This is a genomic window from Lacticaseibacillus sharpeae JCM 1186 = DSM 20505, assembly GCF_001436225.1.
Classification (GTDB): domain Bacteria; phylum Bacillota; class Bacilli; order Lactobacillales; family Lactobacillaceae; genus Lacticaseibacillus; species Lacticaseibacillus sharpeae.
Window position 1 is genome coordinate 26,669 of the sequence record NZ_AYYO01000005.1, and the last position, 13,705, is coordinate 40,373.

A 13,705-nucleotide genomic window follows, 5' to 3' on the forward strand; every position below is an offset into this window, starting at 1 on the left:
AACCAAGTCGGCGGGATTATTCCCCGATGACCCGTACGCCCTGAACAATGACAGTAACAGCATTCGCCGTTAAACCGAGCATCGTCTCAAGGTTATACTTAACCTTCGCCTGTACGTTGCGGCACACTTCAGAAATCTTCGTCCCGTAACCAACAATGATGTTCACTTCAATGTTGACGCCGTTCTCTTCCTGACGAACCACAACCCCACGTGAATAGTTCTCGCGGTTCAAGATGTCGTTCATGTTGTCGCGGATCTGGTTCTTGCTGGCCATACCAACAATCCCGTAGATGTCCGTCGCTGCACCACCGACAACCGTCGCAATCACTGAGTTATCAATATCAATGGTCCCAAACTTGGTTTTAATTTTGACAGCCATGATGTCCCTCCTTATATCACCGAGCACGCGTCCGTGCCTTCGTGTATACACTTATCCTTGTAATTCTACCATAAAGCGGCAAATTACTACATAACCGAATGTAACGCATCGGGTTGTGCGTCTTGCACCCAGCGTTTTGCCACCGGCGCACCGAAAAAAACGGTAAAAAAAAAACACAAAACAGAAATTCCGGTTGACCCGAAGTCCGTGTCCTGTGTCTCTTAACTCTGCGCTTAGACGCGCGTAACCTTACCTGACTTAAGTGCACGAGCGGAAACCCACACGCGCTTTGGCTTACCATCAACCAAGATACGCACCTTCTGAAGGTTGGCCTTCCAAGTGCGACGAGAACTGTTCAAAGCGTGGGAACGCTTGTTGCCGAACGTTGTGTGCCGGCCGGTAATTACGTCAACTGCCATCAGTTTGACCTCCTTGCTGTTTCAAGGTACCCCTCGAATTAATTCACTTGACCAATTTATCACACGGTTGCCTGCTTTGCAAGTATAATGCAAAGTATTTTTCCTTGACACCCGTTTTTTACGTTAAAAATTTGTGCGGCACTAGTTAAACTGTTTTTGCCCGTTCGCATCGCGACTATAAATCAGGGCCAGGGTTCCAGTTTGCACCGCTATCCGAATCGGTGTGGCCAGGACAAACTCGTTGGACGCCCAGCTAAACGGCACCGTGCTCGACCAGTTTGTCAGCGGGTATTTGGCCCCCTGAATCGTCAAGCCCGTTACCGGCGTCAAGCACACGACGCCAAAGTACCGGTACCCAGCACGGGGCTGATAAACCGCCGTACCAGCCGTCAGGTACTCAATGCGGTTGTCGCAATCCAGCACTGTCAGCTTGGTGGTGGCCGCCGTCAAATCGGGCGTCAGCGGCAGATACAAGTTGGCCAGTGCGTGATCCAGCCGGCCGCCCGTGGCCCCGTACAAATGAATTGCGGTGACTTCGGGCATGGCGAGGGCCTTGGCCAGGGCCAGTTGGGTATCCGTGTAGTCTTTTTCCGGCGCATACCGCACATGCGCGGGCACACTGTTTGCGACCTGTGCGTATTCTGCCTCGGTTAGTGAATCGTAGTCCCCAACCGAAAAGATCGGCGTAATTCCCGCCTGCAGCAAGCGCAAGGTTCCGCGATCAATGCCGGCCCAGGCTCCTGCCGCGTGCGGCCAAGAATCCGGGAGCGGCGCTGAGGGGCCCCCAGCCATCAAGTTCAATTGACTCATCGAATCAGTTCTTTCAGGTGCTTGAGGTTGGCCGCGGCATCCCCGCCATCGTAAACAGCCGAGCCAGCGACGGCGATGTCCGCCCCATAGCGCGCAACTGCCTCAATCCGCTCCGCATTCACCCCGCCGTCGACTTCAATATCGAAGTTCAGGTTGGCGTTGCGGTCACGAATGGTCACAAGTTCATCAATCTTCGCCAGGTTCTCGGGAATGAAGTGCTGGCCGGAGAAGCCGGGATCAACGGTCATCACGAGCACCTGCTGAACAATCGGCAGCACCATGTCGATGGCGGATACCGGCGTCCCCGGGTTAATGACGACCCCGGACTTAGCACTGCTTTGGTTAATCAACGTGAGCGCACGGTGAATGTGCGGCGTGGACTCGACGTGCACCATAATCACATCGGCGCCCGCCTCAGCGAATGGTTCCACCCAGTTTTCGGGATTTTGGACCATCAGGTGTACTTCCAGTGGCATGTCGGTAACCTTGCGCAGAACCTCGACAATCTGGGGGCCAAAACTCAGGTTAGGGACGAATAGTCCGTCCATGACGTCAATGTGAATCCGACTGGCTCCGGCGTGGTCAACGACCCGCACGGCCTCGGCCAGGTTACCAAAATCAGCGCTTAGAATTGATGGTGCAATTTGCATAATGTAAACCTCCATTCTCCGCGCCAATTCGGTTTGGAGTTTATCTTTTGTTGTATACCGGACGCTGGTTCTTCAGCTCCGCCCGGAATTGCAGGTAATTATCGTAACGACTAGGCATAATGTCGCCGGCATCTAGCGCCGCGCGCACCGCGCAGTGGGGCTCACTGATGTGCTCGCAGCCCCGGAACTTACAGCCGCCCGCCAGCGCCACGAACTCGGGGAACCGGGTGCGCAGATCATCCAGCGTGACGTCCAGCAGGCCCAGCGAGGAGAACCCCGGCGTGTCGACAATTAAGCCATCGTACGCACGGTACAGCGACGTGGTCCGCGTCGTGTGCTTCCCGCGGCCCAGACTCTTGGAGATTTCACCGGTAGCCAGTTCCAGACCTGGCACCAGGTGGTTAATCAGCGTGGATTTGCCCGCCCCAGTTTGTCCGGTGAAGATAGTCAGGTTGTCCTTGAAGTCCTGGTGCAACGCCTTAAGCATGTCCTTGGCGAAGGCTGCGCGCGGGGCGAACACCTGGTAGCCAATCGCCGCATATCCATCCAGAACCTGCTGCAACTGCGCGAATTCGGCGTCCGGCACCAAGTCCGTTTTTGTGATGTAAATCAGGGGCTCGATGTGCTTGCCTTCCAGATAAATCAGGAAGCGGTCCAGCAGGTTGGTACTGAACGTGGGTTCAACCGCCGCCGTCACCAAAATCGCCTGGTCGATGTTCGCCACGGGCGGCCGCACAAGCGAATTCATCCGCGGCTTGATTTTGGTCAGATATCCCAGCTCGCCCTGATCATCGGCGGGCGTGAATTCTACCCAGTCGCCGACTAAAGGAGACTGCTTTTTTTGACGCATGTTCCCCGCAGCTCGCGTGCGAATAACTTCTTCACCCACAGCCACGTCGTAGTACCCACTGATTTGTTTAACAATACGGCCTTCCATTCTTACCTCTTTCGTTGATTAGAATATGACAGGGCGGCTCGAAGAATCGGGCCGCCCTGTCGTATCCGTTAATTACCCATGTGCATAGTGTATGCCGCTTGGCAAAATCTTGCAAGCCCTTTCCAAAACGGCAGTCCTTGCGTTACTGATCAGAATCAGCTGATGACGAGCTTGCCACCGGTGCACTCGAGCTTTCCGCCTTGGACGATACACTCGAAGAAACACTTGAGGATGCCTTCGAGGATTCATCAGCAGGCTTGGGCGAGCTGCTCGAATCAGCGGTCTCACTGGACGTGCTCTCTTCAGCATGCGATGACTCTGGCTGCGCATCACTGTGGTTGCCATTGGTGGAGACACCTTCACCGTTATCCGTATCGCTCAATTTGGCGACCGTCAGGGTGATGGTCGTTTTCTTCGGGTTCACCTTGGTGCCGGGGTCAATGCTCTGGGACAGGATTTGGCCGCTGAAGCCATTCTTCATCCGCACGGTGCGTTTCTTCACCTTGAAGCCCTTGCCCTTGAGGTCCGCCGCAACGTCCGCGTAGACCTTGTCCGTGTAATCGCCCACGGTGTACTTCTTGAGACCGCTGCTAACGACCAGGTCAACCTTGGAATCCGTCTTCACGCTGAGCCCGGCAGTAGGCGTGGTGGCAATGACCTTGCCCTTCTTGTACTTGGACGAATGTTTCTTCGTGACGTCACCGACATTCAGCTTCTTGTCTTCCAGTGTCTGCGTGGCGGCCGTCTGGGTCATCCCCACGACATTCGGCACGTTCACGTCACCATTGGGCCAAATGATGGCCAGAACCACGCCGGCCGCAACCAGTACCGCGGCCAGAATCAGCATTGCCGTATAGCGTTTGCGCCAGCGCCGCTTCTTCGGCATTTGCGGTTTGCGCTTTTCTTCCTGCTCTTCTTCCGCATGCGGTGTAGTCACGGGCTTAGCGTTGAACGCAGCATCGGTGACCGGCGTGATGACCTTAGTGGCATCCATGTCCACGTCCGCGTTGGGGCGAAATGGTGCTTCGCCGGCCCGCGACTCGTCGAGCGACGTCGCAAGGTCAGCGCTCATGGCACTGGCGCTAGTGTAGCGTTGCGCAGGCTCTTTAGCGGTTGCCTTCAAGACCACATTCTCCAACGCCTGGGGAATCCGCGGGTCGAAGTCGCGTACTGACGGCACATCCTGCTGGAAGTGCTTCAGGGCAATCGAAACCGCCGATTCGCCTTCAAACGGCACGGTGCCCGTAAGCATTTCGTACAGAATAATCCCGAGCGCGTAAATGTCGCTCTGGCGCGTTGGCATGCTGCCCCGGGCTTGCTCGGGCGACAAATAGTGCACTGAACCCAGCAGTGAGTTCGTCTGCGTCATCGAGTTATCCGAGAGCGCCACGGCAATCCCGAAGTCGGTAATCTTCGCCGTACCGTTCTCATCGACCAGAATGTTCTGGGGCTTGAGGTCCCGGTGAATGATGTGGTGATCGTGCGCCGTTTGCACCGCGCTCAAAATTTGGGTCATGAGCGCAATGACGCGGGCGTATGGAATCGGGAAGTTCAGGGCGATGTACTTCTTGAGGTCGGTGCCCTTCACGTATTCCATGACCAAGTACTGCTGGCCGTTGCTTTCACCGACATCATAAATGTTCACGATGTTCGGGTGGGACAGCTCCAAAGTGGCCATTGCTTCACGGCGGAACCTGCGCAAGGTGTCCGGGTCATTTTGCAAATCAAGGCGCAGAACTTTCACGGCTACATCACGGTCTAAGATGAGGTCGTGGGCCAAATAAACGTTGGCCATGCCCCCTTCACCGAGAGTCTGGGTGAGCTGATAGCGTTCATCCAATATTGAGCCTGGTTCAATCATTGTCGACACCCTCCCCGTTCTCGTTGATTAGTAGTGCCGTGATGTTGTCTGGGGCCCCGGCATCATTAGCCCGCTTAATCAGCTCCTCCGCCTTGGCGCCCAGCCCCTGGTCGGAGGCTAAAACGCTGGCCAGCTGGTCATCTGGAACTGTCTTCGTGAGCCCATCTGAGCACAGCAGCAGCATGTCACCGTCCATCATGCCGTAGATGTTCACGTCGGCGTCCACGTCCGGTGCCACGCCCAGGGACCTGGTGATGACGTTCTTGCGGGGGAAGTTCTCGGCCTCTTCCGGCGTTAACTCGCCGCTGCGCACCAACTCGTTGACCAGGCTGTGGTCTTCGGTGATTTGGACTAAGTGGTTGTGGCGGTACAAATATGCCCGCGAATCGCCAATGTTGGCCACCACGAAGCGATTCTCCAAGATGAGGACGGCCACAATGGTGGTGCCCATCCCCGTGAGGTCGGAGAACTGTTGCCCCCGTTCTAGGATCAAGTCATTTTCTTTTTGCAACTCGTAAATCAGCCACTTGGCGGCAATTGAAATATCCGTTGCGGCAGTCTTCTCGAACGCATAACCGATATGGGAGACGGCCATTTCACTGGCAACATCGCCGCCCTGGTGACCGCCCATCCCGTCGGCGACAATCGCGAGGCTTGCCCCCACGCCGTTCTTGAATAGGCCCACGTAATCCTGATTATCCGCCCGTTTTTGCCCGACATCGGTCCGATAGGCAAATTCCATAAGTTACCTCCACCCGCGTTACTTAACGCGCGTCATGTTTGCAATGAAGAAACCATCCGTGCCGTAATCACTTGGCAGCAGTTGCAGGCCATTAGCCGCGTGGTTCTTCTGCAGGTGCTTTTCCGTAAAGACTGGTTCTTGCTGGTATTCGGGGTGGCGCGCCAAGAAAGCGGCCACGACCTGCTCGTTTTCTTCCCGGGCAACCGTGCACGTGCTGTAGGTCAAACGCCCGCCGACCTTCACGATGGGCGCGATGGCATCCAGCAGCGAACTTTGCACCTTCGTCAGGTTATCAATATCTGCCTGCGATTTTTCGTACTTCACTTCTGGCTTTCGGCGCATCAGCCCCAAACCTGAGCAGGGTGCGTCAACCAGCACGCGGTCAAATGCTGCAGCGCCAAATTCCGCTACCGCCTGCCGCGCATCGAGTGCCTGGGCGTGCACCCGGTCCTGCACCTGCATCCGCTCCGCATTCTGGTCAATCAGCTTCACCTTGTGTGGGTGCAAATCAAGGGCCACCACTTCGCCGCCCGCTTTAGCGTCTAGGTACTGCGCAATGTGCGTGGTCTTGCCGCCTGGCGCCGCGCAGGCATCCAGCACCCGGCCACCCGGCTGAATCTGCATACTTGGTGCGACCAGCTGACTGCTTTCGTCCTGCATCGTGTAGTAACCCGCGCCAAACTCCGGCGTCAGGGCTAAGTGCCCGCTATCGGCCGTCATGCCGGCGGGCGAAATCACGCTGGGTTCGAGCGTAAACTGTTCCTCCAGCCGGAACTTCAGGTCGTCCGCATTAGTAATATTCGTGTTCATCCGCAATGCGGCCCGCGGTGCGTGGTTGATGTCGTCCAGCACGGCCTGAGCATCCGCCAGCCCGTACTGATCGATTAGCTTTTGTACGAGCCAGTCTGGGGTGCTGGCAGCAATCGCCATGCGCTGCACATCGTCCTTGATGCTATCTAGTGCCGGCACACCTTCACGGTCAATCCGGCGCAAAATCGCGGTGACGAACTTGGCCACCCCAACGTGGCCCAGCTCCTTGGCGATTTCGGTGCTGTCATAGAAAATGGCGCGGTTCGGCACCTTGTCCAGGTAGACCATCTGGTAGACAGCGGTTCGCAGCAATACTGTGACCCAATTGTCGAGTTTGCGTTTGCCGACAAACGGCTGCAGGTAAAAATCAAGCGTCATCTGGTGCTGAATGACCCCGTAAACAATGTTGGTCAAGAGGCCCGCATCACGACTATCGAGCTTCGCCTTCTTGATGGTGGCATCCAGCGTCAAGTTCGAGTAACTACCCTTGCCGACGCGGGTCAGTACTTCAACCGCCAGTAACCGTTCGTTATTCTTGTCCATTAATCAATCACCTTATCACCGGCCGCAAACTTACGTCCGAAGCCGTTCATGTACGCCGTTACGTCCTGGATTGCCTTGCCCGCTGGTTGCAACTTGTCGACGGCCAGAACCGTCCCGTTGCCGGCTGCAAGCACGAATTCATGCTTGCCGGAGCGAACGAGCGTGCCGGGTGCCGCCGTGGTTGTTTCTGTAAGTGGGGTCACTGCCCAGATTTTCGTGCGCTGGCCGACAAGGTTCACCCAGCCGCCAACTGCCGGCCGCAAACCACGCACCCACTGGTCGATTTGCGTCGCCGTCAGCGTGAAGTCCAGGTGCTCCTGGTCCTTGCTGATTGTGGGCGAGAACGTGACCAGATCTTCAGGCTGCGGCGTGCGGGTTGCCGTGCCAGCAATCAAGTCTGGCAACGTCCGCAATAACAAGTCGCGGCCAACTGGCGCCAACCGGGCGAATGCGGTGCCGGTATCGTCATCCCGGGTCAGCGGAATGGCGGCTTGGCTGAACATATCGCCCGCGTCCATCTTCTTCACCATTTCGATAATCGTGACGCCGACCTCAGCATCCCCATTAATTACGGCGTACTGGATTGGTGCACCACCCCGATACTTCGGCAGCAGGCTGCCATGCACATTGACCGCCGCAATTTTAACCGACTTCAAGAACTTGGTGGGCAAAAATTGCCCGTAAGCTGCAGTCACGATGAAATCAGCGTGCAAGCCGATTGCTTCGTCCAGTTCGGGTGAGCCGGAAAGCTTCTCTGGCTGCAGAACGTGCAAGTTGTGGCGCAGGGCCGCTTGCTTAACCGGTGTCTGCTGCAGAACCTGTTTGCGGCCCACGCGGCGGTCTGGCTGCGTGATGACGAGCTGTACGTCATAGCCCGCGCCGACCAGCCCATCCAGGACGGTAACGGCGAAATCTGGGGTACCCATAAAAATAACTGAGGTCAAATGCTTCACTCCTATTTTTTACATACGTTAATTACTTATCATTATGCCAGCAAGTGCGCCGACATGGTACTGTATTTCATTAAACAAACGATAAAGGCTCGCGGTCGAACGCAATCTGGAAGCCACTACGCGAGCTCGTCTGCGTTGTCTCGAGCATCTGTGCAAGGGTGGCGGTCAGGTGTGGCTCCCGCTTGTACTTCACCACAATCTGGTAATAATACCGGCGCTTGAGCCGGGCAATCGCCCCACGCGTAGGCCCGAGAATCACCGCCCCATCGCTGAGCTGGTCGCGGAGCATATCCGCTAAGCGAAATGCCGCCTTGGCCGCCTGATCTTCCACCTCATGACTAACCGTCAAACGGAAGGTGAAGAAGTATGGCGGGTAACCGCCCTCGTGCCGCATGTGCATTTCATACCCGAAGAAGCGCTCGTAATCCTGGCGCTGGGCGAGCTGAATCGCATAATGATCCGGATTGTACGTCTGAATGTATACTTCACCAGGCTTGTCCGCCCGGCCCGCCCGGCCACTAACCTGCGTTAACAGCTGGAACGTGCGCTCACTGGCCCGAAAGTCGGGCAGTCCGAGCGCCGTGTCCGCGTTGATGACCCCCACAAGGGTCACGTCGGGAAAATCCAGCCCCTTCGCAATCATCTGGGTGCCCAGCAGGATGTCGGCCTCGTGGTTGCCAAATTGTTTCAGCAGCCGGCTGTGCGCCCCCTTGCGCCGCGTCGTATCCACGTCCATGCGCAAAATGCGGGCGTCAGGCAGCAACTTGGTCAGCGTCTGTTCAACCTTTTCGGTCCCCGTCCCGTAGTAGCGAATCTTGGGCGAGTGGCAACTTGGACACTCCCGCGGAATGGGTTCTTCGTGGCCGCAATAGTGGCACCGCAAATTGTGGGTATCCATGTGCAGTGTCAGTGAAATATCACAGTTGGGACATTTGGCCACATAGCCGCATTCCCGGCACATCACAAACGACGAAAAACCGCGGCGGTTGAGCATCAGCACACTCTGTTCGTGCTTTTGCAGACGCGTCTTTAACGCGTCCAGCAGCTGCTGGGAAAAGTCGCCGGACTCGTTATCCAGTTCGCTTTGCCGCATATCGACCACGTGCACTGGTGGCAGTGGCTGAGCGTTCGCCCGTTTTGGCATCATCAGCTGGGTGTAGACGCCCTTTTCGGCCCGGGCGCGCGACTCCAAACTAGGCGTCGCTGAACCGAGCACCACCGGCGCGTGGTTGTAACGTGCGCGCCACAGCAAGACATCGCGGGCGTGGTAGCGCGGCGCATCCTCTTGCTTGTAAGTGGCTTCGTGTTCTTCATCCATGATGAGCACGCCAATGTTTTGGAGTGGTGCGAAGGCCGCACTGCGCGCACCGACCACCACGTGGGCTTCCCCGCGGGCAATCCGGCGCCATTCATCGTAGCGTTCGCCATTCCCAAGGCCTGAGTGCAGCACCGCAACGTCACTACCGAAGCGGCCCTTTACGCTGCCCACCATCTGCGGTGTGAGGCCGATTTCCGGAACCAACATGAGCGCCGTTCGCCCCGCCGCACGCGCCTGCGCAATCAGCTGCAGGTAGACTTCCGTTTTTCCCGACCCGGTGACCCCTTCGAGGAGAAAAGTCTGCGCGGTCTTGCTGGTCACCGCCGCCGCAACCGCAGCGTAAGCGGTCTGCTGCTGGGCAGTCAGCGTCAGTGGCTGCGTGCGGTCGCGGTCATCCAGATCCGAATATGGCGTCCGGTAAATTTCGCGTTTTTCTGCGCGCAACCAGCCCAAAGTCACCGCCTTGTTAATGGTGGTGCGGTCGACATCGAGCTTTTTTTCCAGGTGGCTCACCTGGATTCCATCCGGTGCAATCTTGCCCGCAATCAATGCCTGGAGCAACGCTAACTGCCCCTTCGCATTCGGGCGCACCGTCGCGAGTGCAGCCTGATACTGCGCCACCGTCAGCGCGGGCACGACGAATGCAAACACTTGGGCGCGGCCCTTGTCCACGACCACCTGCTGATGATTCTTGAGCAGCTTGGTTTCGGTGCGCAGTGCTCCTGGCAACATGGTCTGAATACAGGTAATCCAGAAGGCGTAACTGTCGTCGGCGAGCCACCGTGACAGTGCCAGCCGTTCCGCATCCAGCACCGGCTTCTTATCCAGTACTTCCTCAATGGGCTTAAGTTCACCATCAAAGTCAGCGGACTCGGGCAACTCGACCACCATGCCCATGACGCGGCGGCTGCCATTGCCGAAGTTCACCACCACGCGCACACCAGGAACAACTTGATCTGCCAGTGCGGCCGGAATCGCATAATCATATGGCTGGTTGGTTTGCTGTGTTGGTACATCGACAACCACTTTGGCAACTGCTGGCATGACATCCGCTCCTTTCAAATACTGAATACATTTTAACATAAGACAGGCCCACATCCGTATACTTCAGATGTGGGCCTGTCGTGGTTATTCAAAGTTACGGTTAAAGCAACGTGCGTGGTTGCAGACCGTTAAACTACTTTTCCGCGTCGTCTTCGCGTGCGCGTTCAACGTCTTCTTCACGGTCAAGACGTTCAGCGTCACGTTCGAGCAGCTTGGATGCAGGGTCGATGATTACATCGCCGGCTGCAACTTCTTCAAGTGCCTGCCCAACCGTGCGGGGTGACTTGTATTCGCTCAGCGTGCGAATCCCGTCAGCCTCAAGCTGGTGTGCCCGCTTAGCCGCAAGCACGGCCAGTGAGTAACGTGATGGGACATTTGCAAGCAGCTTATCAATAGATGGGTAAACAATCATTTCGCATTCTCCTTTTTAGACGGACGTCGAAAAATCGGCGCTGGCCAATACTGACCACATACATACTAATTATCTTCAGACCTACTTGGCGTGGGTCAGCATCTCGGTGTAATGGTCCAGCACCCGCTGCACGCGCAGGTGTTCACTCTTGATGATGGATTCGATGCGTTCAACCGCAAGCTCAACCTTGTCGTTCACCACGGCATAGTCATAGTTGGACATCATCTTCAGTTCACCGACAGCCTTGGCGACCCGGCGTTCAATCGTCGCCTGATCATCAGTTCCGCGACCCTCAAGACGGTGCTTGAGTTCGTCGAGGTCTGGTGGGGTCAGGAAGATGAACGCTGCGTCAGGACACTTCGCACGGACCTGCATGGCACCATTAACTTCAATCTCGAGCAGGACGTCACGGCCCTGATCCAAGGTTTCGTTAACATAGCGCAACGGGGTACCATAGTAGTTACCCACGTACTGCGCATACTCCAGCATCTGGCCGTTCGCGATTTCTTCCTCGAACTGTTCCTTCGTACGGAAGTAATAATCAACCCCGTCAACTTCACCCGGACGCATCTTGCGCGTCGTCATGGATACGGAATACTTGAAGTCACGGAATCCGGAATTCATCATGGCCTGGCGTACGGTTCCCTTGCCGACCCCTGATGGTCCGGACAGAACGATTAACATTCCCCGTTCTGGCATTAGATAAAGTCCTCCCAATCTGTCTACGTATCCATCCATTTTGCGCCAAAATTGCCGTAAACGCAAGGTTTTTCGCACACTCAGCAAAAATCCGGCATGCACGTCGCGACAATTTCTCGCCATCGCCCAAAAAATATTTTAATGGGGGTTGCATTTGAGAACATCCGTTCGTATAATGAATTTATCAAACAGATGTTCGGAGGACGATTATCATGGACATGCAAAAGAGTACCTTATCACGCGTTGAAGAAACAATTCGGTCATCATACCGGCAGATTTTTGCAATCGACGAACCAGCCGTTGAAATGCCGCAAAATCAGGTTAACCTCTTTGCAGAGCGCGCACTCCAGCAGCACATGATGGTCGGCGTCACCTTCCGCAACCAAGAACACTCTGTGGTCGGCCGTTTCACCCACCAATTGAACGCCAGCACCTACCTACTGCACGACCAGGCCAAGAATCTCGACCAGCTAGTGCCCTTGGCGCAGTGTACTTTCATCCAGCGCCTCGACTAAAATAACTTTACCCGCGCGGCGTACCGATGAGGACGCCGCGTTTTTTTGACGTCAATTCTGCTTTGCGGTCGCCGCCAGCTTCTCCTGGCGCACATACTCCTGCTCCGCGTTAATAATCTTGACCGCTTCAGGCGAATTGTAGATGTCCAGCTTGTAGTCAATTTCGTGCAGGTTGGCAGCTAGCTGCTGCTGTTTGGCCACCACCGCCGCACGGTGCCGGGCTAAAAGCGCACGCCGCGCATCGATTGTAGTTGGTCCGGCCATCACGTAATCGATGTACTGCTTGATGTCGCTGATTTTCATCCCCGTGTCCTTCAAGCAGCAAATGGTGTGGATCAAATTCAGGTCTGTGTCCGTGAACTCGCGGTAGCCCGCGGCGTTGCGCAATACAAACGGCAACAATCCCGCCTTATCGTAGAACCGCAAAGTGTAGATGGACAGGTTAAACTTGGCGGCTACCTCTTTAATCGAATAAGTCATAATTTTCTCCTTGCTCTAGAGTGTACTCTAGGGTTTAGCATACATATTTGTCAGGAAAATCACAAGTAAATTCGAGGTTAGAACATGTCTGAAACAGTATTAATCACCGGGGGCAACGGCTTTTTGGCCCAACACATCATTAAGCAATTACTGGAGCAGGGCTTTACGGTCCGCGCCACGGTTCGCGCGTTAGCCAAGGCGGACGCGGTGCGGGTAACCATGATTGCAAATCAGGTGCCGCACCTGGAGCGGCTGACTTTTGCCGAACTTGATCTAACCCAGGACACTGGCTTTGACGCCGCGATGCAGGGTGTCACTTACGTCATGAGCGTCGCCGCGCCCGTGTTTGTCAACGGCAAAACTGCGGATGCACAAACCGCTAATGCCGCCACTGCGGGCACCTTGCGTATTCTGCAAGCGGCTGAACGGGCCCATGTGCGCCGGGTGGTTATGACCGGCAATCTCGGGGCGGTCGGCTTTAGTAATTTTGACCCGCACCACCAAACCACAGAGGCCGACTGGACGGATGTCAACCAGCGCAATCTTTCACCCTACGAAAAATCTAAACTGGTCGCAGAAAAAGCGGCCTGGGATTACTTACGGGCAACGAGCAGCCCACTAGAGTTCGCCGTCGTGAATCCGGGCGCCATGCTCGGGGCCGCGCTCGATGCCCACGTTTCCGGCAGCTTCGGGTTGGTCACTAACCTGCTAGACGGAACCATCCCCGCCCTGCCGCAGATGTCCGTTAACGTCATTGACGTCGCGGACGCTGCCACGATTCACGTACGCGCACTCACCACGCCGGCAGCGGCGGGCAAACGGTTCATTGCCGTTGCCGATCAGCCGATTTCGCTACCCGCAATGGCCCAGCTGATTCGCAGCCACTACCCGCAGCTTGCGGGCAAGGTGCCGCACCGGCAGATTCCCAACTGGTTACTCGCGGTCATGGCCAAGTTTAACGCGCAAGCAAAAGAAGCAAATATGCTGCTGCGAATCAATCACGACGTCAGCAACCAGCGCGCCAAGTCGGTGCTGGGGTGGACCCCAACCAGTACCGCGGAGCAAGCCGTGCTGGGTGCACTCAAGACGATCATCGCCAGCCGCGCGTAAAAAAAGAGGATTCAGCCATCGAG

The 13,705-nt window shown here is 56.2% G+C and carries 15 protein-coding genes; 2 read left to right on the forward strand and 13 right to left on the reverse strand.

Going from position 1 to position 13,705, the window contains the following annotated elements:
- Window positions 1–16: 16 nt before the first annotated feature.
- From FC18_RS01275 to gmk, 12 genes are all read right to left on the reverse strand, one after another.
- Window positions 17–379: an Asp23/Gls24 family envelope stress response protein gene (locus FC18_RS01275; RefSeq protein WP_054677480.1), complete on the reverse strand. Its 363-nt coding sequence runs from the start codon at window positions 377–379 to the stop codon at window positions 17–19.
- Window positions 380–612: 233 nt separating this feature from the next.
- A complete protein-coding gene (gene rpmB, locus FC18_RS01280) occupies window positions 613–798 on the reverse strand; it encodes a 50S ribosomal protein L28 (RefSeq protein WP_054677482.1) in 186 nt (61 codons plus the stop codon).
- A gap of 141 nt (window positions 799–939) precedes the next feature.
- Window positions 940–1,608: a thiamine diphosphokinase gene (locus FC18_RS01285; protein WP_056975334.1), complete on the reverse strand. Its 669-nt coding sequence runs from the start codon at window positions 1,606–1,608 to the stop codon at window positions 940–942.
- Window positions 1,605–2,258 (reverse strand): ribulose-phosphate 3-epimerase, encoded by a 654-nt coding sequence (gene rpe, locus FC18_RS01290; protein ID WP_054677486.1) that lies wholly within the window; start codon window positions 2,256–2,258, stop codon window positions 1,605–1,607. The genes FC18_RS01285 and rpe overlap by 4 nt, the downstream gene beginning before the upstream one ends.
- Window positions 2,259–2,298: 40 nt before the next feature.
- Complete coding sequence (gene rsgA / locus FC18_RS01295) at window positions 2,299–3,195, reverse strand: ribosome small subunit-dependent GTPase A (protein WP_056975335.1); 897 nt, start codon at window positions 3,193–3,195, stop codon at window positions 2,299–2,301.
- 142 nt (window positions 3,196–3,337) lie between these two features.
- Window positions 3,338–5,056: a Stk1 family PASTA domain-containing Ser/Thr kinase gene (pknB, locus tag FC18_RS01300; protein WP_054677489.1), complete on the reverse strand. Its 1,719-nt coding sequence runs from the start codon at window positions 5,054–5,056 to the stop codon at window positions 3,338–3,340.
- A complete protein-coding gene (locus tag FC18_RS01305) occupies window positions 5,049–5,798 on the reverse strand; it encodes a Stp1/IreP family PP2C-type Ser/Thr phosphatase (protein ID WP_056975336.1) in 750 nt (249 codons plus the stop codon). Before FC18_RS01305 ends, pknB begins: the two co-directional genes overlap by 8 nt.
- A gap of 18 nt (window positions 5,799–5,816) precedes the next feature.
- Window positions 5,817–7,151 carry a 16S rRNA (cytosine(967)-C(5))-methyltransferase RsmB gene (gene rsmB, locus FC18_RS01310; protein ID WP_056975337.1) on the reverse strand — a complete coding sequence of 445 codons (1,335 nt, stop codon included), beginning with the start codon at window positions 7,149–7,151 and terminating at the stop codon, window positions 5,817–5,819.
- The gene (fmt, locus tag FC18_RS01315) at window positions 7,151–8,095 is read right to left on the reverse strand and encodes a methionyl-tRNA formyltransferase (RefSeq protein ID WP_054677493.1); all 945 of its coding nucleotides are present in this window, start codon (window positions 8,093–8,095) and stop codon (window positions 7,151–7,153) included. Before fmt ends, rsmB begins: the two co-directional genes overlap by 1 nt.
- A 79-nt stretch (window positions 8,096–8,174) precedes the next feature.
- The gene (gene priA / locus FC18_RS01320; protein WP_054677495.1) at window positions 8,175–10,466 is read right to left on the reverse strand and encodes a primosomal protein N'; all 2,292 of its coding nucleotides are present in this window, start codon (window positions 10,464–10,466) and stop codon (window positions 8,175–8,177) included.
- A 133-nt stretch (window positions 10,467–10,599) separates the two neighbouring features.
- Window positions 10,600–10,878 (reverse strand): DNA-directed RNA polymerase subunit omega, encoded by a 279-nt coding sequence (gene rpoZ, locus FC18_RS01325; RefSeq protein WP_054677497.1) that lies wholly within the window; start codon window positions 10,876–10,878, stop codon window positions 10,600–10,602.
- Between the two features lie 81 nt (window positions 10,879–10,959).
- A complete protein-coding gene (gmk, locus tag FC18_RS01330) occupies window positions 10,960–11,577 on the reverse strand; it encodes a guanylate kinase (protein WP_054677499.1) in 618 nt (205 codons plus the stop codon).
- Window positions 11,578–11,789: 212 nt separating this feature from the next.
- Here gmk and FC18_RS01335 point away from each other — a divergent pair, with 212 nt between their 5' ends.
- On the forward strand, window positions 11,790–12,092 hold the full coding sequence (locus tag FC18_RS01335; protein ID WP_054677501.1) for a hypothetical protein: 303 nt from the start codon (window positions 11,790–11,792) through the stop codon (window positions 12,090–12,092).
- Between the two features lie 51 nt (window positions 12,093–12,143).
- On the opposite strand, the gene FC18_RS01340 is transcribed toward FC18_RS01335, so the two are convergent.
- The gene (locus FC18_RS01340) at window positions 12,144–12,572 is read right to left on the reverse strand and encodes a MerR family transcriptional regulator (RefSeq protein ID WP_054677503.1); all 429 of its coding nucleotides are present in this window, start codon (window positions 12,570–12,572) and stop codon (window positions 12,144–12,146) included.
- Window positions 12,573–12,656: 84 nt separating this feature from the next.
- Between FC18_RS01340 and FC18_RS01345 the strand changes: the two genes are divergently transcribed.
- Window positions 12,657–13,682 (forward strand): NAD-dependent epimerase/dehydratase family protein, encoded by a 1,026-nt coding sequence (locus FC18_RS01345; protein ID WP_054677505.1) that lies wholly within the window; start codon window positions 12,657–12,659, stop codon window positions 13,680–13,682.
- The last annotated feature ends 23 nt before the right edge of the window (window positions 13,683–13,705 follow it).